This window comes from Streptomyces krungchingensis (assembly GCF_054729265.1).
The window spans coordinates 3,484,589-3,506,626 of the sequence record NZ_JBPUKY010000001.1; the positions used below are offsets into that span (position 1 = coordinate 3,484,589).

Here is a 22,038-nt window from a genome sequence, read left to right on the forward strand (position 1 = left end):
TGACGAAAGGTTCTTCCGCGTGCCGCACAAGGGCACCGGGGTGTGCCCGACGAAGTTTCTAGGGAGGCGCTTGCCGTGAGTGAGTTGCGGTTCGTCCGCATGGGATTCGGTGCCGAGGCGGTCGACTACCAGGAGGCGTGGGACGAGCAGCGCCGCGTGCACGCCGCCCGTTTCCTGGACGAGATCCCCGACACCTGCCTGCTCCTGGAGCATCCGCCGGTCTACACGGCGGGCCGGCGCACGGCGGACGACGAGCGGCCCCTGGACGGCACGCCCGTGATCGACGTGGACCGCGGCGGCAAGATCACCTGGCACGGCCCCGGCCAGCTGGTCGGCTACCCGATCCAGAAGCTGCCCCGCCCGGTGGACGTCGTAGCACATGTACGCCGCCTGGAAGAGGCTCTTATCCGTACGTGTGCGGAGTTCGGCCTGGAGACCACCCGCGTCGAGGGCCGCAGCGGCGTCTGGGTGCTCGGCGACCCGGTGGAGCAGCGCCCCTCGCTCGGCGGCCTCTCCCTCGACTTCGACCCACGGCTCCAGGACGAGGAGTTCGACCCCCGGCTGAACGGCCCGGAGTACGCGCCGTCCAATGCCGGCCAGCGCCGCGAGGACCGCAAGATCGCCGCGATCGGCATCCGTGTCGCCAAGGGCGTCACCATGCACGGCTTCGCCCTCAACGTGAACCCGGACAACGTCTGGTTCGACCGCATCATCCCCTGCGGCATCCGGGACGCCGGCGTCACCTCGCTCGCGAACGAACTCGGCCGCGACGTGACCATCGCCGACGTCCTGCCGGTGGCCGAGAAGCACCTCCGGGACATCCTGGAGAACGCGGACCTCAAGCCGCGGGTGGTGGAACGCGCGTCGGCCTAGGGCAGTTCCACGGGGACGGGAATGCACCCTCGGTCCCGAAGGTTGCCCAGACGAAGGACCGCAACACGCACGGGCGTACGCTGGTGTACGCCGAAGATTCGAAGACCACGCAGAGTACGAAGCCTACTCAGAGCAATCAGCAGGGAGCCGATGTGTCCGCAGTCGCACCCGACGGACGCAAGATGCTGCGCCTGGAGGTCCGCAACAGCCAGACCCCCATCGAGCGCAAGCCCGAGTGGATCAAGACCCGGGCGAAAATGGGCCCCGAGTACACGAAGATGCAGAGCCTCGTGAAGAGCGAGGGACTGCACACGGTCTGCCAGGAGGCGGGCTGTCCCAACATCTACGAGTGCTGGGAAGACCGCGAGGCCACCTTCCTGATCGGCGGCGACCAGTGCACCAGGCGCTGCGACTTCTGCCAGATCGACACCGGCAAGCCCGAGGCGCTCGACCGTGACGAACCGCGCCGCGTCGGCGAGTCCGTCGTCACGATGGACCTGAACTACGCGACCATCACCGGCGTCGCCCGCGACGACCTGGAGGACGGCGGCGCCTGGCTGTACGCCGAGACGGTCCGCCAGATCCACGCCCAGACGGCGGGCCGTGAGGCCGGCCGCACCAAGGTGGAACTGCTCGCCCCCGACTTCAACGCCGAGCCCGAGCAGCTCGCCGAGGTCTTCTCCTCGCGCCCCGAGGTCTTCGCGCACAACGTCGAGACGGTCCCCCGGATCTTCAAGCGCATCCGCCCCGGCTTCCGCTACGAGCGCTCGCTCAAGGTCATCACCGAAGCCCGTGACTACGGTCTGGTCACGAAGTCGAACCTGATCCTCGGCATGGGCGAGACCCGCGAGGAGATCAGCGACGCGCTCCTGCAGCTGCACGAGGCAGGTTGCGAGCTCATCACGATCACGCAGTACCTGCGCCCGTCCGTGCGCCACCACCCCGTGGAGCGCTGGGTCAAGCCGCAGGAGTTCGTCGAGCTGAAGGAGGAGGCCGAGGAGATCGGCTTCTCCGGCGTCATGTCGGGCCCGCTGGTCCGCTCCTCCTACCGGGCCGGCCGGCTGTACCAGATGGCCGTCGAGAAGCGTGGCGCCTACGTCGCCTCACAGGCGGTCTGACACGCCGGACGGCATGATCGAAAACACGAGCGGTGGCACTGAGTGCCACCGCTTTCGTGTGAATCCGCGCACAAGCAACGCCCCCCTCGCCACGGACCGTTCACAGCCGTCCCGACCGTCCCCGCAGATGGGGCCACCATTTGGGCCGCGTCAGGATGCGCGCCCTTCACATCAAGGCTTCATTGGTGTTTGACCGGTCGGTCACGCCCTGGTAACACCAATCAGTGACCCTGGTCTTACGCCACGTACTTGCTTTTCACGAAAGCAGTCGATCCCGAGGGGGGACCCCCATCATGCAGGCCGCGCCGGTACGCGCCACCGCCATTCCGTCGTTCACAGATGCACTCCGTGCCGTCGAGTCGATCCTCATGAGCGGCGGCCAGCGAACGGCCCGCCGCAACGCCTGGACCTCCGTCCTGGAGGACCGCCGCCGCGCCAAGGACCGGGTCGAGGCGCAGCGCGTGCTGGAGTCCGTGGCCACCCGCCGCTGAGCGCCGTCGGCCGCCGGGGCCCCGGAACCTCGGCCCCGGTACTGCCGTCGTCGGCGCTCGCCGGGCCACGTAGACTTCGTGGCATGGCGAGGAAGGAACCTGCAGCGGACGCTGCGAACCCCGGGCGACTCAAGCAGATCGCCCTGACCTACAAGATGACCCGCAAGGCCGACAAGAAGATCGGTCTTGTGCTCGCGGCTGTCGGAATCGTCACCCTCGGTGTCTTCCTCGCGATCGGCTTCTTGATCGGCCACCCGATCTATCTCGGCATTCTCGGCCTCCTGCTGGCCTTCCTCGCGACGGCGATCGTCTTCGGACGCAGGGCCGAGCGGGCCGCCTTCGGGCAGATGGAAGGACAGCCGGGAGCCGCGGCGGCCGTGCTGGACAACATCGGCCGCGGCTGGACCACCACTCCGGCGGTGGCGATGAACCGCAGCCAGGACGTGGTGCACCGCGCGGTCGGCAAGGCCGGCATCGTGCTGGTCGCCGAGGGCAACCCGAACCGGGTCAAGAGCCTGCTGGCCGCCGAGAAGAAGAAGATGGCGCGGATCGTCGCGGACGTCCCGGTGCACGACATCCTGGTCGGTGACGGCGAGGGCCAGGTGCAGCTCAAGAAGCTCCGCACGACGATGCTGAAGCTGCCCCGCGTACTCTCCGGCCCGCAGGTCACCGCGACCAACGACCGGCTGCGCGCCATGGGCGACCTGATGAGCAACATGCCGCTGCCCAAGGGGCCGATGCCCAAGGGCATGCGGATGCCGCGCGGCGGACCGAAGGCCCGCTGACACCCCTCCTACGAGAAAGGGGCGCCCGGATCACTCCGGGCGCCCCTTTCGTCGTACACGGCGACTCGTGCCGGGCTCTTCGGTGAGCGGAGCCTGCCGTATGACGTGACGGAAGTGCTCGGGCCCTCGCCGTACGCCACGGGCCCTGCTCGCCCGGTCGTCGTGAGCGTTGAGTCCGCCCCCTACGGCGTACGGGGTCGCCCGGCGCCGGTGCGGCGGGCGGGGGCCGTCGTCAGATGCGGACCTCGACCGTGCGCGCGAGGCGGTCGTGCAGACCCCGGCCGTCGCGGTCCCAGATCAGGGCCGGAACGGCCACGCAGACGAGCGCGCCGCGCAGCAGGGCACGCAGCGGGTTCAGCCGGCCGCCGCCCTCCGGTACGACCCGCAGGCCGAACAGTCGCTTGCCCGGGGTGAAGCCGACCGTACCGACGGTGAGCACGCTGAGCGCGAAGAAGACGAGCAGGGCCCAGTTGCCGGTAGCCTGGTCATAGCCGTCGGTGAGCAGTCCGTATGCGATCAAGAGGCACAGCCCCCAGTCCACTGCCAGGGCGCCGAGGCGGCGGCCCGGGCGGGCGATGGAGCCCGGCCCGTGCTCCGGCAGACCGAGCTGCTGTCCCCGGTATCCGAAGTCGACCCCGGCTTCCTCCGCGGCCGCGCGAGGGCCGGAGAGCCACGATCCGATTGCTTGCCTGTTGTCCACCCGTCCACGGTACTGTGCCCGTTTGGGCATCCGGACAGGAGGGGCCGGACCGACCCGCGTCGGTTAACTTGGGCGAAACAAATGGGTCACGCTGGAGAAATCCCCCGTCCCTATGGTCGGCCCCAGCGTGTGCCACCGCACTGGCCGCACGAACGAACTACCACCCCGGTCCACAGTGGGCGGGAGTAGGAGGAGCTGGATGTTCCAGAACGCCGACGAGGCCAAGAAGTTCATCGCGGACGAGGACGTCAAGTTCATCGACGTCCGCTTCTGCGACCTGCCGGGTGTGATGCAGCACTTCACGGTGCCGGCGGAGGCCTTCGACCCGGCCGAGGAGCTTGCGTTCGACGGCTCCTCGATCCGCGGCTTCCAGGCCATCCACGAGTCCGACATGGCGCTCCGCGCCGACCTGTCCACCGCGCGCGTCGACCCCTTCCGCCGCGACAAGACGGTCAACATCAACTTCTTCATCCACGACCCGATCACGGGCGAGCAGTACTCCCGTGACCCGCGCAACGTGGCGAAGAAGGCCGAGGCCTACCTCGCGTCGACCGGTATCGCCGACACCGCGTACTTCGGTCCCGAGGCCGAGTTCTACGTCTTCGACAGCGTGCGCTTCCAGACCTCGGCGAACGAGTCCTTCTACCACATCGACTCCGAGGCCGGCGCCTGGAACACCGGTGCGCTGGAGGACAACCGCGGTTACAAGGTCCGCTACAAGGGCGGCTACTTCCCGACCCCGCCGGTCGACCACTTCGCCGACCTGCGTGCGGAGATCTCCCTGGAGCTGGACAAGCAGGGTCTCCAGGTCGAGCGCCAGCACCACGAGGTGGGCACCGCCGGCCAGGCCGAGATCAACTACAAGTTCAACACGCTGCTCGCCGCCGCCGACGACCTGATGCTCTTCAAGTACATCGTGAAGAACGTCGCCTGGCGCAACGGCAAGACCGCGACCTTCATGCCGAAGCCGATCTTCGGCGACAACGGCTCGGGCATGCACGTCCACCAGTCGCTGTGGAGCAACGGCGACCCGCTGTTCTACGACGAGGCGGGCTACGCGGGCCTCTCGGACACCGCCCGCTTCTACATCGGCGGCATCCTGAAGCACGCCCCCTCCCTCCTCGCCTTCACCAACCCGACGGTGAACTCGTACCACCGTCTGGTGCCGGGCTTCGAGGCCCCGATCAACCTGGTGTACTCGCAGCGCAACCGCTCGGCTGCCATGCGTATCCCGATCACGGGTTCCAACCCGAAGGCCAAGCGCGTCGAGTTCCGCGCGCCCGACTCCTCCGGCAACCCGTACCTCGCCTTCTCGGCCCTTCTCCTCGCGGGCCTCGACGGCATCAAGAACAAGATCGAGCCGGCCGAGCCGATCGACAAGGACCTGTACGAGCTGGCTCCCGAGGAGCACGCGAACGTCGCCCAGGTCCCGACCTCGCTCCCGGCCGTCCTCGACTCCCTCGAGGCCGACCACGAGTTCCTCCTCCAGGGCGACGTCTTCACGTCCGACCTGATCGAGACGTGGATCGACTTCAAGCGCACGAACGAGATCGCCCCGCTGCAGCTGCGCCCGCACCCGCACGAGTTCGAGCTCTACTTCGACGTGTGATATCGCCCCAGGTCGGAGCGGGCAACCGCTCCCCTGGGCCGTCCGTGGGCCGAAGGCCGGCTCTCCCCGCACGGGAGAGCCGGCCTTCGGCTTTTCGGCTCCGGCCCTTCGGGGGCCGGCTCAGGATGCGCCGTCCCGCCGCACTTCGAGCACCTGACCGACGGCCTGACGGGCTCGACGCCGGCTGTCCGGCACGGCGTGCGTGCTCCTGGGCCGTCAGTCGAAGTCGGTGAGGCAGCGGTGGCTGGAGGCGCTGCAGATCTCGGCGTGCAGCGGTATCTCCGGGCCGGAGTAGCCCCACTCCACGAAGGTGACTGCGCGGTCCGGGTCCAGCACGGCTCTGGCCTGATGGAGGACGCCTCGGTGGTCGTCTCCGGTGAGGCGGAAAGGTCCGGCGTCGTCGAGGACGACGGCGAGCGTGTAGAAGTACGGGTCGGGCGTGTCCTGCGACTGCGGAATGCGGTCGGTGAACCCTTCCATCCGGGCGACCGCTCGCGCGGGGGCGTGGTCCGCCCCGGGCGTGGACGGGGTGCCGGTGTCGTCGTAGGGGCCGCAGGTGATCGAGTGCGCACCCTGGTAGCTGTGGCCGAGGCAGTAGCTGTCGCCCGAGACCCAACCGAAGTCCCTGCTGCCCTTGTTGCTCCGCCGGACGACCACCACCGCCTCCCGGGGCGGTCTCGGGTTTTCACCGGGGAGGTCCGCCGTGACGAGCAGGTCGGCCAGGGCGCTGTCCGCCGGACCGAGCTTCGCCGCCGCTTCCACCGGACGGGCCGGACCCGCGACCGCTGTCGGCGTCGCCGGAGCCGATGAAGGGACCGGGGCGGTGGGACGGTGTGCGCCCTGTCCGTGTTCCCCGCTCGTACAACCGGCGAGGGCGAGCAGGAGCACGCCGCATGCCGTCAGCCGTCTGCCCCGTCCAGCTCCCACTGGTCCCCCTCGGTCGCCCTCCCCGTGTCGGCAGTATGGGGCATGTCCCTGCCGCGTTCGGAGGCGGTGCGGGCGATCGTGACCCGGCGTCGGGGCCGGCCCCGAACTCGCCGGCACCGTCCGCGCACGGGTCCCCCCCGTTGTCCGCCCGACCGCCCTCCCGGGCCCGGATTCCTTTGCATTCCATGGGGTCGTTCGGGCCCTGTTCATGGGTGGGTGCGGGCGCACAATGGGAAGCGGGACGAGTGCCTGACTGCGGGGTGATGCGCGATGCAGAGCCGGTTCCGGAGTGATCGGCGGCTGACCGTCCGGATGACGGTCACGTTGTTCCTGCTCGGATTGCTGTACGTGGCGTTCGTCGCCGCGCTGATCGTGTTGCTGAAGTCCTGGGTGCTGGTCGTCGTCTTCGCGGCCGGGCTGCTGGGCGCCCAGTACTGGTTCTCGGACCGGATCGCGCTGTACGCGATGCACGGGCGGATCGTGGAGCGGGAGCAGTACCCCCAGCTGCACGGCGTCGTCGACCGGCTGTGCGCGGTGGCCGACATGCCGAAGCCGCTGGTCGCGGTGTCCGACCTGGACATGCCCAACGCCTTCGCCACCGGACGCAACGCCGACCACGCCGTACTGTGCGTGACCAGCGGGCTGCTGCGGAGGCTCGAACCCGACGAGCTCGAAGGCGTCCTGGCGCACGAGCTGTCGCACGTGGCGCACAAGGACGTGGCGGTGATCACCGTGGCGTCGTTCCTCGGCGTGATCGCCGGGCTGATCGTGCGGTTCGCGTTCTACTCCGAGCTGTTCGGGCGGGGGCGCAAGGACCAGAACACGATCGCGGTCTTCGCGATGGTGATGGCCGTCTCCGCGGCCGTGTACGCGATCAGTTTCCTGCTCATCAGGGCGCTGTCGCGCTACCGCGAGCTGGCCGCCGACCGCGCCGCGGCCCTGCTCACCGGGCGGCCCTCGGCGCTGGCGTCCGCGCTGACCAAGGTCACCGGGGACATCGGCAGGATCCCCACGAAGGACCTGCGGACCGCGCAGGCCTTCAACGCCTTCTACTTCACGCCCGCGCTCGGAGCCGAGCCCGGTTTCGCCAAGCTGTTCTCCACGCACCCGAGTCTGGAACAGCGCCTGGAGCAACTGGCCCGCATCTCCGCCGAGCTGGGCGAGCCCGCGACGCCCGGTACGACCGCCTGAGACTCCCGGAAAGGCCATCTGCATGGGGTTCCTGGACATCCTGCTCGGTCGTACCAAGCCCGTGGCGCCCGATCTCGACCAGCTCTTCGGGCTGCCTTCGGCGGCCGTGACACTTCAGGCCGCCGCCGGCTTCACCCCGACGGGGACGGGTGCGGTGTGCTTCGCGAGCGTCGAGGGCGCGGCCTTCGCCGAGGCGCACCGCGAGGTGCAGGCGCTGCTCGACGCCGACGCCGGGCGCACCGGGCCGCCCGTCGAGCTCATCCGCGACGAGTACGGGTACTCGTGGCTGGTCTCCCGGCGGCAGCCCGACGACCTGCCCGCGCTGGTGAGCGATCTGCACGCGGTCAACAGCGCCCTGGAGGGCACCGGATTCGGCCCGCAACTGCTGTGCTCGGTCGCCGCCTTCGAGGACACCGGGCAGCGGCGGCTCGGACTCGTCTACCTCTACAAGCGCGGGACCTTCTACCCGTTCGCGCCGCTGGCCGGTACGGGCCGGCGGCGCGACAACGCGCTGGAGCTGCAGGTCAAGGCGGTGCTCGCCGACGACCTGCGGATCGAGCAGGACCTGGGGCGCTGGTTCCCCGTCTGGGGCGCCCCAGGTCTGTGAAGAGGTACGGATCCACGCGGGGGTGGATCCGTGGGCGGCCCGTGCGGGCCTACTTCTGGCGCTCCTGGCGGCGTGCCTCCAGAGGACGCTCGCGACGGTAGCGGCGCTCCCACTTGGCCTGGCGGTCACGGCGGTCACGGTAGGCGCGGTAACTCGTGTCCGTGCGGCCCGCGGAACCCCCGGCGGGGGCCCCGTTCGAAGGCGCGGTGGACGTGCTCTCCCCCGTGCGGCCGTAACGGACGTACAGGAAGAGCAGGGCCACCGCCGCGAGCCAGAGGACGTGGTCGGAGAAGCCCATGACGACCAGAACCAGGGTCGCCGAGACGATCAAGGTGCCCATGACGGGACTCCTTGGGATGCGTGGATGGCGGGTCTTGACGTGCTGGTGGGGTGTGCCGACGAGGCGCTGGGGGTGGGCGGCCGCACGTCGGTGCGTAGAGAGTAGCCCCGTGTCCGCCGAGTGATGCCTGTCCGGCGGCAAGCGGTGCCGGGCAGCTCAGCGACGCATGTCCAGCGTAGGGACCGGGCCCGGGCGTGCGCATCCGGATTTCTCCCGACTGCGCCCCACTCCGTACCGCTATAAAGTCGGACGAACTCGACATAAGGGGTGCCTTCGGATGAGCAATCTGTTCGTCATCGCGTACAACGAACTGGCCACCGCCAACCAGGTGCGGGAGAAGCTCTTCGAGCTGTCCAAGCAGCACCTCGTCGAACTGGAGGACGCGGTGGTGGTGGAGCGGCGCGACGACGGAAAGATCAAGCTCCATCAGGCCGTCAGTCACACGGCCGTGGGCGCGGCCGGGGGTGCCCTGTGGGGAGGCGTGATCGGACTGCTCTTCCTGGCGCCGCTGCTCGGCGCGGCAGTGGGCGCGGCGGCCGGCGCCGCCGGCGGCGCGGTCACGGACACCGGCATCAACGACAACTTCATGAAGGACCTCAGCAAGAACCTGCGGCCGGGCGCCGCCGCGCTGTTCGTGCTCGTCAAGCAGGCCGCCGCCGACAAGGTGGTCCCCCAGATCGCCGAGTTCGGCGGCCAGTTGGTGCAGACGTCGCTGAGCCAGGAGCAGGAGGACGCGCTGCGCGAGGCGATCGCCGCCGCGCAGGCGAAGACCGACACCGCGGCACACGCGCAGAGCGGCACCGCCGCGCCAGCCGGGACCGACACCGCCGCGCCCGCATCCTCCTGAGCCCGCTCCCGCCTCCTGCCGAGCGGCCCGGTGCCCTGTGCCGAGGCGGCACGTGCGGCATGCGTAAATGGGGGGATGCTCTCCTCCTTCACGCACCACCACGACGGTGAACGACTCAGCTGTGTCAGCGGCGGGGGCGACCGGAGCGGCACCGCCACCGCCGTCCTGCTGCACGGCGCGGGCAACGGCAGCAAGGAACGACTGCTCCCGCTGCTCGGCGACTTCGTGGCGCGCGGCTGCCGCGCACTCGCGCTCGACTTCTCCGGACACGGCGAAAGCACGGGCGCGCTCAAGGAGTTGAGCCTTCGGCGGCGCTTCGAGCAGGCCGTCTCCGTCATCGACGCGAGCGTCCCGGCGGACGGAGAGCTGATCCTCGTCGGCTTCAGCATGAGCGGGCAGACCGTGGCCGATCTCGCGGGGCACTACGAAGACCGCGTCGCCGCCGTCGGGCTGTGCGCGCCGGCCGTGTACAGCGCCGAGGCGTGGCCGGTCCCGTTCGGCGAGGGCGACAGCCTGTTCAGCACGATCATCCGCACCCCGGACAACTGGCGTACGGCGCCCGCGCTCGACGTCCTGCGGGCCTACGCGGGCCGTGCGGTGCTCGCCGTGCCGGGCACGGACACCGTGATCCCGCCCGCCGTGACCGAGGCCGTGACGGACGCCCTGTCCGCGAAGGCCCGGTTCACCCGCTTCGACGTGCCCGACGCGGAGCACAGGCTCGGCCTGTGGTTCCACGACCATGCCGAGGACCGGGCACGGTTCGTCGACCTCGTCCTCACCGACCCGGCCCGCTGACCGGGAAGGCGGACCCGCCGAGGGGTGGGCCGCTCGCCCTCGCTCAGACGCCGGGGGCCGCCCGGACCACCCCGGCCGCCACCGCCGCACCGAGGGCCGCGTGGTCCTCGACGGTCCGGTCGGCGTAGCGCAGCGCGAAGTCCGCGACGGCCCGGTCGAAGGCGTCGGAGCCGCCGAGGTACGAGGCGATCGCGATGCGGTCGCCGGAGCGCGCGTGCGCGCGGGCCAGGGTGGTGCCGCACAGCCCGGCGTAGATCCGCAGGACGGCCGGGCTCATGCCCGCGACGTCCGCCGAGGTCTTCATGTCGCGCAACTGCCGCCAGTAGTAGGCCCGGTCCTGCGGCCCGCTCATCCAGCCGAGGAAGATGTCGCTGGCGGCCTGGAGCAGCCGCTGGCCCGCGACGACCCGGTGCCCCGGGTGCACGTACGGACCGCTGGGCAGGTGCTCCTCCAGGACGGACCGGCCGGCCTCCTTGATCTGGAGGAACAGCGGGTCGGTCATGTCCCGGCCGGTGAGCAGGACGATGAAGCACCTGGTGCCGACGCTGCCGACACCCACGACCTTGCGGGCGGCGTCCACGAAGCGGTAGCGGTCCAGGAGCAGTCGGCGCTCCTCGGAGAGCGTGGAGCGGTAGTCGCTGAAGATCTTGCGCAGCGAGGCCATGTCGGGGGCGCCGACCGTCTCCAGCAGGGGCGGGTCCTGGACGATGCGCGGCCGTCCGTCGACGATCTCGGTGAGCTTGCCCAGGGCGTGCAGGCTGGTGCGGCGGCGGGCCCGGGTGAGGCTCGACTCGACGCGCTTGCGGCGCCGGGCCGTCGGGGCCAGCGGGAGCAGCTCCGCGGCGTCGACGCGGGCGTACCAGACGGCGAGTTCGCCCTGTTCGGCCAGGCGTCGTACGGCCCGGCGGTACTCGGCCGCGGCGGTCAGGGCCGCGGCGTGGGCCTCCGCCTCCTTGTGCCCGTTCTCGCGGGCGGCGACCGCGACGCTGGCCGCGAGCCGTTTGACGTCCCACTCGAAGGGGCCGGGGAAGGTCTCGTCGAAGTCGTTGAGGTCGAAGACCAGGGCGCGTTCCGGGGAGGCGTACACGCCGAAGTTGAGCAGATGGGCGTCGCCGCACAGCTGCACCATGAGGCCGGTGTGCGGGTGTGCGGCGAGGTCGGCGGCCATCACGGCGGCGGAGCCGCGCAGGAACGAGAACGGGGACGCCGTCATCCGCCCGTAGCGGATCGGCAGCAGCTCCTGGAGCCGGTCCCGGCCCTGCCGTTCGAGGACGGCGACGGGGTCCGGACGGTCGGCGGCGGGTATCCAGCCGGCGTGCGAGGAACGGGGGACGCGCTTGCGGGCGGCCTTGCCCCCTGCCGCCCGGTCGGCGGGGCCGGGGGCACCGTTCCGGGCCACGGCCGTCAGTACCGCACTGCGCGGGCGACACCCGCCGTGACGTCACCGGAGAGCGAGCGGTTGGTGCGGGCGGTGGCGTCCTTGGAGGCGCCCTTCGCCACGTCGCTGACGGTGACGACGGACACGCCGAGGAGGTTGCCGTCCTTGTCGCGGAAGTCGACCTGGATGACGTAGGACTTCGTCGCGGACGCCGAGTTGGTGGCGGTCAGCTTGACGGTGGCCCGTCCGTCGGCGTCGGAGGTGACCTTGCCGTCGAGCTTCACGTCGCCCTTGGCGTCGACGCCGTTCTTGACGTCGTCGAACTTCTGGCCCGCTTCGGCGGTCGCGGAGGCCAGGGCGTCCCCGGCCTCGGACGCGGCGGACGCGGCCTTGGACACGGCCCCGGAGGGGCTGTCGCCCTCCGAGCAGCCGGCGAGGGACGCGGCCAGGGCCGTCGTCGCGGTCACCGCCAGGATCAGCCCTCGTACGCCGTGCCCGTGCATCGCGTCTCCCGATGTGCTCCTCGTCCTGCGGATCCCGCGTCTCGCGGTCGCCTCAGTCAATGCCGACGGCGGCGTGCGCGCATGCGGGATACGGCGAAACGAGTGAGTCGCTCCCGGTGACGGCCAGGTGTTCGAGAGGATGGGATCACGGGTTTCAGGGGACCGGCTGGAGGCGGCGTGAGCGGACGACGGCGGCACATCGATGCGGCGGAACGGCGGGCCCGGCTGGGCCTGCGGCAGAGACTGGCGGTCACCGCGCGGGCGGCGCGGCCCGAGGAGGTCGCCGACTGTCTGGTCGCGCTGCACGGCACCGATCCGGCGACGGTGTACCTGGCGGTCGGCGCGCGGCTGGAGGACGCCGGGAAGACGGTGGCGGAGGTCGACCGGGCGCTGTACGAGGACCGGACGCTGGTGCGGATGCACGGCATGCGGCACACGGTGTTCGTGTTCCCCACGTCCCTGGCAGCGGTGGTGCACGCCTCGACGGGGCTCGCCATCGCCGCGAAGGCCCGCGCGGGGCTGGTCAAGGAGATGACCACCGGCAGCGACGGACGGCTGACCGAGGAGTGGCTCGCCGAGGTCGAGGCGTCCGCGCTCGCCGCGCTGGCCCGTCGCGGGCAGGCCACGGTGAACGAACTCACCCGGGACGAACCGCGGTTGAAGGAGCAGTTCACCTACGGTGCCGGGAAGAGCTACGAGAGCCCGCAAGCCGTGTCGTCCCGGCTGATGCGGGTGCTCGGGGTGGAGGGCCGGGTGGTGCGCGGACGTCCGCTCGGCTCGTGGACGTCGAGCCAGTTCCGCTGGGCGGTCGCTCCGCCGCATCCCGAACTGCCGTCCGCCGAGGCCCAGCCGGATCTGCTGCGCCGCTGGCTGCGGGCGTGCGGGCCCGCCACCGAGGGCGACCTGAAGTGGTGGACGGGGTGGAAGGTCACCGATGTGCGGCGGGCCCTGGCGGCGGCCGGGGCGGTGGCCGTGTCGCTCGACGACGGCGCCACCGGCTATGTCGCCGAAGGCGACGAGGAGCCCGTCGACGCGCCTTCAACGCCCTGGGCGGCCCTGCTGCCAGCCCTCGATCCGACGGCCATGGGCTGGCAGGAGCGGGACTGGTACCTGGACCCCGGTCTGCGGCCTGCCCTCTTCGACCGCAGCGGCAACGTCGGTCCGACGGTGTGGTGGAACGGGCGGGTGGTCGGCGGCTGGGCGCAGCGGCCCGGCGGTGAGGTCGTGTGGCGGGTGCTGGACGACCGGGATGCGGGGCGCGAGGCCCTGGACGCGATCGCGGCCGAGGCCGCGCGTGCGCAGGCCTGGCTGGACGGGACCCAGGTGACCCCGCGCTTCCGGACACCCCTGGAGAAGGAGTTGTCGTCGGGGTGAGTCCGGGTCCGGTGCCGGGTGCCGGGTGCCGCCGCGCGGTGCGGCGGCACCCGGCGGCGGGCGTCAGCGGGAGTACTTCATCAGCGCGCGCACCATGTGGCACGTCGTGTCGGACGGCGCGTGGACGCCGATGAGTTCCGCGGTGCTTCGTATCGTCTCGTTGCGGGCCTGGTTCGGCACGTAGACGCCGGAGTCGAGCAGGGCGATGGCCAGACGCATCGCCTTGAGCCGGCGGTTGTGCGTGACGTACCACTCGCGGGGACGGCCCGGCGGCAGCGGGCGCTTCTCCACGGGCTCGTACGGCAGGTCCAGCAGGACCGCCCTCCTGGACGTGGACTGGGTGGGCAGCGGCTTCAGTGCGGCAGCGGGCACAGGCATCCTCCTGTCGCGGTCAGGGAGCCGTCCGGACGTCCCGGCGACACCCTCGAACACTGCTTCTATTCTACCGCCGGGCACTGACAAAAGCCGCTGGCCACAGGGCTCTTGGGGACCCCGTGACGCCTGTGGAAACCGATGTCTGGCGTACCGTGTGCGGCATGGAGATCTGGATCAATCCGGCCTGTTCGAAGTGCCGCAGCGCGCTCACCCTGCTCGACGCCGAGGGCGCCGACTACACCGTCCGCCGCTACCTGGAGGACGTGCCCACCGAGGACGAGATCCGCGAGGTGCTCGACCGGCTGGGGCTGGAGCCGTGGGACATCACACGCACCCAGGAGGCCGACGCCAAGGAGCTGGGACTCAAGGACTGGCCGCGGGACGCGGAGACACGGGAGCGGTGGATCACGGCGCTGTCGCAGCACCCGAAGCTCATCCAGCGGCCGATCATCACCGCGGACGACGGCACGGCCGTGGTGGGCCGCACGGAGGAGTCCGTACGGGACGCCCTGTCCCGGTAGTCCTCGAACCGGCCTCACCAACTCGGCTGTGACCTACGTTACTTGAGTGACTGCGGTAACCGTTGAGTAACCCTGTTCGGCATCTCGTACATAGCGGCGTAACGCTCCACCTCACCCAGGAGGCGCGCATGTCGCGTAGGAGAACTCTCAGCACGAAGAAGAAGATCGCGCTGTTCGTCAGCGCCGCGACCGTGGCCGGCGGCGGGGCCTTCGCCCTGGCCGCCACGTCCAACGCGGCGCCGGTGCAGAACGCGCAGAACTCCACGGTCTGCCAGGGCCTGGCCACCGCGCTCGGCAACAACCAGAAGTTCATCGAGGGCCAGCGGGCCAACCCCGACGCTCAGTCGCAGGCGCGCATCGCCAACCGCGAGGCCGTCATCGAGCAGATCAAGGTTCAGCAGAAGGCGTCCGGTTGCGCGGTCGGGGAGTCGGCTCAGGGCTCCCAGGCCGGAACGCAGCCCGCGCAGTCCGCGCCGGCACAGTCCGCACCCGCGAACAACGGCGGTGGCGCGAACAACGCGGGCGGCGGCGCGAACAACGCCGGCGGCGCGAACAACGCGGGCGGCGGCGCCGGCGGCGGCCAGCAGGTCTGCAACGGCTCGACCGTCACGCTCTCCGGCGAGGGCGGCGCCCCGGCCGCCTCCAGCAACCAGTTCCCGGCGGGGACGAAGCTGAAGGTCACCAACCTGGACAACAACAAGTCCACCACCGTCGAGGTCACCTCGGTGTCCGGCAGCTGTGTCCTGCTGAACAACGCCGCCTTCGAGCAGGTGCGGGAGCCCGGGAAGTTCCTGATCCGCAGGGCCGTCATCGAGAAGGTGGGGTGACGCGGAGAACGGGTCGAAGGCCCTGCCGCTCCGGGACGGGGGCGGCAGGGCCGACACGTGTCCGCACATCACCGGGCGTCTGCGCGCCCCATCGCATACGAGCCGTCGCGCCCGGCGCGGCGCGACAGGACGGGCCGGCGGTCGCGGACGCGAACACTCCCGCACGGGCACCCGCACCGGCCGGACGGAGTGACACCGGGCACACACAGCTCAGGTAACACGGGGTTCACATTCGGGCAATGATCGGGAAATGGCCTGTTGACAGGCTGCCCGCATCCCTGGCGGCGCCCCAGTGCCGCAGCGCCGCAGCACCCGCAAGTGCGCCTAGAGACACACCCCGAAGGATGTGGCCCGTGACCTTCAAGGCTGAGTACATCTGGATCGACGGCACCGAGCCGACGGCCAAGCTCCGTTCCAAGACGAAGATACTGAGCGACGACGCCAAGGGTGCGGACCTGCCGATCTGGGGCTTCGACGGCTCCTCCACGAACCAGGCCGAGGGGCACGCCTCGGACCGCGTACTCAAGCCCGTGGCCAGCTTCCCGGACCCGATCCGCGGCGGCGACGACATCCTCGTCATGTGCGAGGTCCTCAACATCGACATGACGCCGCACGAGTCCAACACCCGTGCCGCGCTGGCCGAGGTCGCCGAGCGGTTCGCCGCGCAGGAGTCGATCTTCGGCATCGAGCAGGAGTACACCTTCTTCAAGGGTTCGCGTCCGCTCGGCTTCCCCGAGGGCGGCTTCCCGGCCGCGCAGGGCGGCTACTACTGCGGTGTCGGCGCGGACGAGATCTTCGGCCGTGACGTCGTCGAGGCGCACCTGGACAACTGCCTCAAGGCGGGCCTCGGCATCTCCGGCATCAACGCCGAGGTCATGCCCGGCCAGTGGGAGTTCCAGGTCGGCCCGCTGGCGCCGCTGGAGGTCTCGGACCAGCTGTGGGTCGCCCGCTGGCTGCTCTACCGCACCGCCGAGGACTTCGGCGTCTCCGCGACGCTGGACCCGAAGCCGGTGAAGGGCGACTGGAACGGCGCGGGCGCGCACACCAACTTCTCCACCAAGGCGATGCGCGAGGGCTACGACGCGATCATCACCGCGTGCGAGTCGCTCGGCGAGGGCTCCAAGCCGATGGACCACGTCAAGAACTACGGCGCCGGCATCGACGACCGCCTGACCGGTCTGCACGAGACCGCCCCGTGGAACGAGTACTCGTACGGCGTCTCGAACCGCGGCGCCTCGGTCCGCATCCCCTGGCAGGTCGAGAAGGACGGCAAGGGCTACATCGAGGACCGCCGTCCGAACGCCAACGTCGACCCGTACGTGGTGACGCGTCTGCTCGTCGACACCTGCTGCTCCGCGCTGGAGAAGGCCGGCCAGGTCTGATCCGCGCCACGGCTCCGTGAGAGGGGCGCCCACCGTCACGGTGGGCGCCCCTCTCACATGCCGCGGTCGCGCCGGCGTGCGGCACCGGCCCGTGGACCACGGTGTCAGTGGCGCGTGCCAGTCTTGCCCCCATGGAGAACCACGAGCCGCTCGCCATCAAGGCCGAGACGGAGAACTGGCAGCAGCACGCCCGGATCCCGGAGCAGCGGCTGCGCGAACTGGTGCGGCGGATCGGCGGCAAGGACGACCACTTCCTGGTCGTGCAGCGCATACCCGACATCCCCGACGTCTTCATCCAGGTGTGGCACGAGACGGGCGGCGACTACCGGCTCGAACACCGCGACGGCCGGGAGCGGTTCTTCGGGACCGCTCTGGCGGACCCCGACCGGGTCGCGGACGCCATGGTGGGCTGGGCCCGTCGGCAGGACGACTGGCACGCGGGTCTCGACTGGGAACCGGTGGCGGCCGACCCCGCCGAGGACGTCCCCGAACTGCCCGCGGACGTCCGCGAGGAGGTCGAGGAGCGCGTACGCGAGCTGCTGCGCTGCGGGTACGACGACCGCGCCCGCCTGGCGGAGGACGCCGAGGAGTGCCTCGTGGACGGCGACGACCGACCGGTCTCCGCGGCTCAGGCCCGGGAGCTCGTGGACCGGCTCTGGCTGGAGCGTCTGGCCGAGCAGGAGACCTGGCAGGGCCTCACGGACCCGGAGCGCCTCACCGACGCCTTCGAGTCGCTCGACGCGGACGGCATCACCGCCCGGGAGAACTTCACCTGCTGCCGCTCCTGCGGCACCGCCGAGATCGGCGGCGAGAGCCGCGAAGGAGCGCGCGGCTTCGTCTACTTCCACTCGCAGTGCACACAGAGCGCCGCCGCCGGGCACGGACTGATGCTGCTGTACGGAGGGTTCGACGGCTCGGCCGACACCACCGAGGCCGTCGGACGCGAGGTCGTCGCCGCGCTCACCGCCGCCGGACTGTCCGCCCAGTGGGACGGCAGCCCGGACAGCGCGATCACCGTGACGCCCCTGACCTGGCACAGACGCCTGGTGGGATGACGTGGGCGAGGTCAGGATCACGCCAATCCGGCGTCCGACCCGTGAGAGGAGGCTCCTGCCCGGCGCGGGGTTCTGCTTCAATGGGGTCATGGCCGGTTTCCAGAAGCACCTCGCGACAGGTCGCGATGACCTGGAGCCCTTCTGGCCTTCCCGTCAGCATCACGACTTCGACCGGGTGTGTTGCCGCGCGATGAACGCGCCGGCCCTCTAAAGCCGTACACCCCGGCCTTCGGCCAGCGCGCACGACGTACGTCCTCGACGGCCCCGACCACGAACTCGCGGTCGTCGACCTCCCCGACGAACTTCTCGCGCGAAAGAGCTGACCTCTCATGGCGACCACTCGTTCCTTCTCCTCCGTCGCGTCCTCCCCCGCCCTCGACTCCGTCCGGGCGGGCGGCGGGCCGTCCACCCTTCCGGCCGGCCCCGGGCGGCACCGGCTGCGTGCCGTCGACCGGGACGAGGTGGTGGACGTCACCGAGTTCCTGCCGCCGGGCGCCACCTGGCTGCCCGCTCCCCAGCACACCGTGCCCGTCCTGCCGGGACAGCCGCCGATGATCGGCTACCTGGTCCTCGTCCCGGCGGACCAGCACCCCGCACTGCCCGTCGCCGTGCCCGACCGGCCCGAGCCGTCGGAGGCGGCCGACGCCGGCGGCCACGACCCGCTCGTCCGCATCGACACCGTGCAGCGCACCGCCGAGGTCGACGGACGGCCGCTCGACCTCACCTACCTGGAGTTCGAGCTGCTGGCGCACCTCGTCGCCCACCCGCACCGGGTGCACACCCGCGACCAGCTGGTCACCACGGTGTGGGGCTACGGTCACGTGGGCGACGGGCGGACCGTCGACGTCCATGTCGCCCGGCTGCGCCGCAAGCTCGGCGCGCAGCACCGGCAGACGATCCAGACCGTGCGCCGCGTGGGATACAAGTACGCGCCTCCGGCCGGGCGTTGATCCGGGTCGTGCCGCCGAGCGGCCGGCCGCGGTGACGGATCTTCTGTCGGCAGAATCCTGTTCCGCACCGGCGGCCGGCCGTGCAGAGTCGTCCCCATGAGACTGCTGATGCTCGGAGGTACGGAGTTCGTGGGACGCGCCGTCGTCGAGGCGGCGCTCGCCCGGGGGTGGGAGGTGACCGTCTTCCACCGGGGGCGGCACGAACCCCCGCCCGGGGTGCGCTCGTTGATCGGCGACCGCACCGCGCCGGACGGGCTCGCGGCGCTCGCCGACGGTGAGTGGGACGTCGTCGTCGACACCTGGTCGGCGGCACCGCGGGCCGTGCGGGACACGGCGCTGCTGCTGGCCGGCCGGGTGGGGCGGTACGCGTACGTGTCCAGCTGCTCGGTGTACGCGTGGGCACCGGCCGCCGGCTACACGGAGGACGCCGCCCTGGTGACAGGGGCGTCCGCCACCGCGGAACAGACCGACTACGCGCGGGACAAGCGAGGCGCGGAGCTGGCCGTGCTCGACACCTTCGGCGAGGAGCGCTCGCTGCTCGTGCGCGCCGGGCTGATCCTCGGTCCGTACGAGAACATCGGGCGGCTGCCCTGGTGGCTGAACCGGATCGCGCGGGGTGGTCCCGTCCTCGCACCCGGACCGCGTGACCTGCCGATCCAGTACATCGACGTCCGTGACCTCGCCGAGTGGACGCTCACGGCGGTGCGGGCGGCGCCGGGCGGCGCGTACAACCTCGTCTCTCCGCCGGGTCACAGCACGATGGGAGAGCTCCTCGACGCGTGCGTGTCCGTCACCGGGGCATCGGCGGAGCTGCGGTGGACCGCCGCGGAGGCCGTGCTCGACGCCGGGATCGAGCCGTGGACGCAGCTGCCGGTGTGGGTGCCGGCGGGCAGCGATCTGCACGACGCCCTGCACAGGGCGGACGTCTCCCGCGCGGTGGGCGCGGGGCTGCGGTGCCGGGGCGTCCTGGAGACCGTCGCCGACACCTGGAGCTGGCTCCAGGAGCTCGGCGGGATCGCACCGCAGCGGCCCGACCGGCCCGCCGTGGGGCTCTCCCCCGAGCAGGAGGCGAAAGCCCTGGCGGGCTGAGCGGGGGCTGCCTGCCTGGCCTCCCTCGTCAGCACCGGGGTCCGGGTGCCCAGGTACCCGCCAGGGTCCCGGTCGCCCATATCCGCACCCGGGTCCCGGTCGCTCTCGTCCGCGCCGGGATCCCGGTCGCTCTCCTGCATGCCGGGGGTGGTGCCGGCACCACCCCCGGTGGGGGTGCCCGGCCCAGTGACCCGGTGCATCGGGTCGGTGAGACTGAGGCCATGGAGAAGCACAGCACCGACGTCCGCGCGCGAGCGCGGGAGGCGGCCGTGGCCGGCGCCCGGGGACTGGCCGTCGCCGTCCTGGGGTTCGCCGGATCCGTGGCCCTCTTCGTCCTGGCCGTCGTGTCACTCGTCCTCGTGCCGCTGGGCGTCGGCGTCGTGACGACGCCCTGGGTGCTGAGCGGCGTCCGGTCCTTCGCGAACGCCCGGCGGGTGGTCGCGGCACAGTGGTACGGGGTGCGGATCCCGGCCGTGTACCGGCCGGTGCCGGCGGGCGCGGGCCCGTGGGCGCGCTGCTTCGGGATGCTCGGGGACCCGGCGACCTGGCGGGACCTGGGGTGGCTGCCGTTCGACATGACCGTCGGGTTCGTCACGGCCCTGCTGCCCGGGGCGCTGCTCCTGTACCCGCTGGAGGGGTTCGCGCTCGCGCTCGGGCTGTGGCGGATCTTCACGGACGGCACCCACGTCGGCTGGTGGTACGGCTTCGTGCCGGTCTCGGGACAGGGCACCGCCCTGCTGGCCGGCGCGCTCGCCGCCGTCCTCCTCGCCGCCGGCTACCACCTCGCCCCGCCGCTGCTGCGTCTGCACTTCCGGCTCACCCGGTCCGTACTCGCCTCCGGACAGGGCGAACTCGCCGAGCGGGTCAGGGTGCTGACGGAGACACGGCGCGACGCCGTCGACTCGTCGGCGGCCGAACTGCGGCGCATCGAACGGGACCTGCACGACGGGGCGCAGGCACGCCTGGTCGCCATGGGCATGGACCTGGGCACGATCGAGGCACTGATCGACAAGGACCCGGCGCGGGCCAGGGAACTGCTCGCCCAGGCGCGGAGGTCGTCCGCCGACGCGCTCACCGAACTGCGGGACCTCGTACGCGGAATCCATCCTCCGGTACTCGCGGAACGCGGACTCGCCGACGCGATAAGGGCGTTGGCGCTGCGCCTGCCGCTGACGAGCGAGGTGGACGCGGAGCTGGCGGGGCGGGCGGACGCGCCCGTCGAGTCCGCCGCGTACTTCGCGGTCAGCGAGGTGCTGACCAACACGGTCAAGCACTCCTGCGCCGACCGCGTCTGGGTCGACCTCCACCACACGGACGGCATGCTGCGCATCGCGGTCACCGACAACGGCAGGGGCGGCGCCCGGATCGGCGCCGGTTCGGGCCTGTCGGGGATCGAGCGGCGGCTCGGTACATTCGACGGCGTCCTCGCCGTCAGCAGTCCCGCCGGCGGCCCCACCATGGTCACCATGGAGATCCCTTGCGCGTTGTCCTAGCCGAAGACCTGTTCCTGCTGCGCGACGGGCTGGTGCGGATGCTCCAGGCCTACGACTTCGAGATCGCCGCAGCGGTCGAGAGCGGGCCCGAACTGAGCCGCGCGCTGGCCGAGTTGGAGCCGGACGTGGCGGTGGTCGACGTACGGTTGCCGCCCTCGCACACGGACGAGGGCCTGCAGTGCGCGCTGGAGGCCCGGCGCAACCGGCCGGGACTGCCGGTCCTGGTCCTGTCGCAGCACGTGGAGCAGCTGTACGCACGGGAGTTGCTCGCCGACGGCACCGGCGGCATCGGCTATCTGCTGAAGGACCGGGTGTTCGACGCGGAGCAGTTCGTCGACGCGGTGCGCCGGGTCGCGGCGGGGGGTACGGCGATGGATCCGCAGGTCATCCAGCAGTTGCTGTCGCGGCGGTCCACGGTCGACCAGCCGCTCGGACGGCTCACTCCGCGGGAGACGGAGGTGCTCGAACTGATGGCGCAGGGACGGTCGAACGCGGCGATCGCCGGCCAGCTCGTGGTCACGGAGCGGGCGATCGCCAAGCACACCTCCAACATCTTCGCGAAGCTGGGCCTGGAGGTCTCCGACGACGACAATCGCCGGGTCCTCGCGGTGCTGGCGTATTTGGACCGGGGAGCTCACTGAATGCGATCAACGGAACTGAATCGGATTCAAAAATTCGCCGTTCAAACCTGAATGGCATCATCAACTCTCGCGGAAACGCGGGCTTCTGGGCCCATTGTGCCTGAATTGGCCACAGGGACTTCCAAGTTTTTCCGAGGTTTCTGAACGCCTCACACACCTCATGCGTA

At 71.1% G+C, this 22,038-nt stretch carries 24 protein-coding genes; 18 read left to right on the forward strand and 6 right to left on the reverse strand.

Translation table 11 applies throughout. From position 1 onward, the window contains the following. The first annotated feature begins 75 nt into the window (after window positions 1–75). The 4 genes from lipB to ACSYGO_RS15535 all read left to right on the forward strand — a co-directional run bounded on the left by lipB (window position 76) and on the right by ACSYGO_RS15535 (window position 3,267). A complete protein-coding gene (gene lipB, locus ACSYGO_RS15520) occupies window positions 76–873 on the forward strand; it encodes a lipoyl(octanoyl) transferase LipB (protein ID WP_095933833.1) in 798 nt (265 codons plus the stop codon). Window positions 874–1,025: 152 nt separating this feature from the next. Further along, on the forward strand, window positions 1,026–1,991 hold the full coding sequence (gene lipA, locus ACSYGO_RS15525) for a lipoyl synthase (protein ID WP_460386872.1): 966 nt from the start codon (window positions 1,026–1,028) through the stop codon (window positions 1,989–1,991). A 293-nt stretch (window positions 1,992–2,284) separates the two neighbouring features. Further along, a complete protein-coding gene (locus ACSYGO_RS15530) occupies window positions 2,285–2,482 on the forward strand; it encodes an SCO2195 family GlnR-regulated protein (RefSeq protein WP_095933835.1) in 198 nt (65 codons plus the stop codon). A gap of 83 nt (window positions 2,483–2,565) precedes the next feature. Then, on the forward strand, window positions 2,566–3,267 hold the full coding sequence (locus ACSYGO_RS15535) for a DUF4191 domain-containing protein (protein WP_359502033.1): 702 nt from the start codon (window positions 2,566–2,568) through the stop codon (window positions 3,265–3,267). A 232-nt stretch (window positions 3,268–3,499) separates the two neighbouring features. Here the strand turns inward: ACSYGO_RS15535 and ACSYGO_RS15540 are convergent, their stop codons facing one another. Next, window positions 3,500–3,967: an RDD family protein gene (locus ACSYGO_RS15540; protein ID WP_426675790.1), complete on the reverse strand. Its 468-nt coding sequence runs from the start codon at window positions 3,965–3,967 to the stop codon at window positions 3,500–3,502. Between the two features lie 199 nt (window positions 3,968–4,166). Between ACSYGO_RS15540 and glnA the strand changes: the two genes are divergently transcribed. Next, on the forward strand, window positions 4,167–5,576 hold the full coding sequence (gene glnA / locus ACSYGO_RS15545) for a type I glutamate--ammonia ligase (RefSeq protein ID WP_095933838.1): 1,410 nt from the start codon (window positions 4,167–4,169) through the stop codon (window positions 5,574–5,576). A gap of 216 nt (window positions 5,577–5,792) precedes the next feature. Here the strand turns inward: glnA and ACSYGO_RS15550 are convergent, their stop codons facing one another. Further along, window positions 5,793–6,503 (reverse strand): hypothetical protein, encoded by a 711-nt coding sequence (locus ACSYGO_RS15550; protein WP_460386874.1) that lies wholly within the window; start codon window positions 6,501–6,503, stop codon window positions 5,793–5,795. A 270-nt stretch (window positions 6,504–6,773) separates the two neighbouring features. Between ACSYGO_RS15550 and htpX the strand changes: the two genes are divergently transcribed. Together htpX and pspAB are read left to right on the forward strand one after the other, a co-directional pair. After that, window positions 6,774–7,694, forward strand: coding sequence for a zinc metalloprotease HtpX (gene htpX / locus ACSYGO_RS15555; RefSeq protein ID WP_426675788.1), 921 nt, complete (start codon window positions 6,774–6,776; stop codon window positions 7,692–7,694). A 22-nt stretch (window positions 7,695–7,716) separates the two neighbouring features. Further along, a complete protein-coding gene (pspAB, locus tag ACSYGO_RS15560) occupies window positions 7,717–8,301 on the forward strand; it encodes a PspA-associated protein PspAB (RefSeq protein WP_426675787.1) in 585 nt (194 codons plus the stop codon). Between the two features lie 49 nt (window positions 8,302–8,350). On the opposite strand, the gene ACSYGO_RS15565 is transcribed toward pspAB, so the two are convergent. Continuing rightward, window positions 8,351–8,641 carry a hypothetical protein gene (locus tag ACSYGO_RS15565; RefSeq protein WP_426675786.1) on the reverse strand — a complete coding sequence of 97 codons (291 nt, stop codon included), beginning with the start codon at window positions 8,639–8,641 and terminating at the stop codon, window positions 8,351–8,353. A gap of 277 nt (window positions 8,642–8,918) precedes the next feature. On the opposite strand from ACSYGO_RS15565, the gene ACSYGO_RS15570 reads away from it, so the two are divergent. Further along, complete coding sequence (locus tag ACSYGO_RS15570; protein ID WP_426675785.1) at window positions 8,919–9,488, forward strand: DUF1269 domain-containing protein; 570 nt, start codon at window positions 8,919–8,921, stop codon at window positions 9,486–9,488. Between the two features lie 75 nt (window positions 9,489–9,563). After that, a complete protein-coding gene (locus ACSYGO_RS15575) occupies window positions 9,564–10,283 on the forward strand; it encodes an alpha/beta hydrolase (RefSeq protein WP_460386875.1) in 720 nt (239 codons plus the stop codon). Window positions 10,284–10,326: 43 nt separating this feature from the next. Here the strand turns inward: ACSYGO_RS15575 and ACSYGO_RS15580 are convergent, their stop codons facing one another. Both ACSYGO_RS15580 and ACSYGO_RS15585 read right to left on the reverse strand, forming a co-directional pair. Then, window positions 10,327–11,682 (reverse strand): DUF2252 domain-containing protein, encoded by a 1,356-nt coding sequence (locus ACSYGO_RS15580; RefSeq protein ID WP_426675783.1) that lies wholly within the window; start codon window positions 11,680–11,682, stop codon window positions 10,327–10,329. A 5-nt stretch (window positions 11,683–11,687) separates the two neighbouring features. Beyond that, window positions 11,688–12,164: a hypothetical protein gene (locus tag ACSYGO_RS15585; RefSeq protein WP_426675782.1), complete on the reverse strand. Its 477-nt coding sequence runs from the start codon at window positions 12,162–12,164 to the stop codon at window positions 11,688–11,690. Between the two features lie 177 nt (window positions 12,165–12,341). Between ACSYGO_RS15585 and ACSYGO_RS15590 the strand changes: the two genes are divergently transcribed. Beyond that, window positions 12,342–13,538, forward strand: coding sequence for a winged helix DNA-binding domain-containing protein (locus ACSYGO_RS15590; protein ID WP_460386876.1), 1,197 nt, complete (start codon window positions 12,342–12,344; stop codon window positions 13,536–13,538). Window positions 13,539–13,601: 63 nt separating this feature from the next. Here the strand turns inward: ACSYGO_RS15590 and ACSYGO_RS15595 are convergent, their stop codons facing one another. After that, window positions 13,602–13,910: a hypothetical protein gene (locus ACSYGO_RS15595; protein ID WP_426675780.1), complete on the reverse strand. Its 309-nt coding sequence runs from the start codon at window positions 13,908–13,910 to the stop codon at window positions 13,602–13,604. Between the two features lie 164 nt (window positions 13,911–14,074). Here ACSYGO_RS15595 and ACSYGO_RS15600 point away from each other — a divergent pair, with 164 nt between their 5' ends. The 8 genes from ACSYGO_RS15600 (at window position 14,075) to ACSYGO_RS15635 (ending at window position 21,871) form a co-directional block, all read left to right on the forward strand. Then, window positions 14,075–14,434, forward strand: a complete 360-nt coding sequence (locus ACSYGO_RS15600) for an arsenate reductase family protein (protein ID WP_426675779.1) — start codon at window positions 14,075–14,077, stop codon at window positions 14,432–14,434. A gap of 128 nt (window positions 14,435–14,562) precedes the next feature. Further along, window positions 14,563–15,261 (forward strand): RlpA-like double-psi beta-barrel domain-containing protein, encoded by a 699-nt coding sequence (locus ACSYGO_RS15605; protein ID WP_426675778.1) that lies wholly within the window; start codon window positions 14,563–14,565, stop codon window positions 15,259–15,261. A gap of 353 nt (window positions 15,262–15,614) precedes the next feature. Beyond that, window positions 15,615–16,643: a glutamine synthetase gene (gene glnII / locus ACSYGO_RS15610; RefSeq protein ID WP_426675777.1), complete on the forward strand. Its 1,029-nt coding sequence runs from the start codon at window positions 15,615–15,617 to the stop codon at window positions 16,641–16,643. Window positions 16,644–16,774: 131 nt separating this feature from the next. Further along, complete coding sequence (locus ACSYGO_RS15615; RefSeq protein ID WP_460386879.1) at window positions 16,775–17,698, forward strand: DUF6891 domain-containing protein; 924 nt, start codon at window positions 16,775–16,777, stop codon at window positions 17,696–17,698. Between the two features lie 329 nt (window positions 17,699–18,027). Continuing rightward, the gene (locus ACSYGO_RS15620; RefSeq protein WP_426675775.1) at window positions 18,028–18,648 is read left to right on the forward strand and encodes a winged helix-turn-helix domain-containing protein; all 621 of its coding nucleotides are present in this window, start codon (window positions 18,028–18,030) and stop codon (window positions 18,646–18,648) included. A 96-nt stretch (window positions 18,649–18,744) separates the two neighbouring features. Further along, window positions 18,745–19,737: an SDR family oxidoreductase gene (locus ACSYGO_RS15625; protein WP_426675774.1), complete on the forward strand. Its 993-nt coding sequence runs from the start codon at window positions 18,745–18,747 to the stop codon at window positions 19,735–19,737. A 221-nt stretch (window positions 19,738–19,958) separates the two neighbouring features. Then, complete coding sequence (locus tag ACSYGO_RS15630) at window positions 19,959–21,230, forward strand: sensor histidine kinase (protein ID WP_460386881.1); 1,272 nt, start codon at window positions 19,959–19,961, stop codon at window positions 21,228–21,230. Next, window positions 21,215–21,871 carry a response regulator transcription factor gene (locus ACSYGO_RS15635; protein WP_345643280.1) on the forward strand — a complete coding sequence of 219 codons (657 nt, stop codon included), beginning with the start codon at window positions 21,215–21,217 and terminating at the stop codon, window positions 21,869–21,871. The genes ACSYGO_RS15630 and ACSYGO_RS15635 overlap by 16 nt, the downstream gene beginning before the upstream one ends. The last annotated feature ends 167 nt before the right edge of the window (window positions 21,872–22,038 follow it).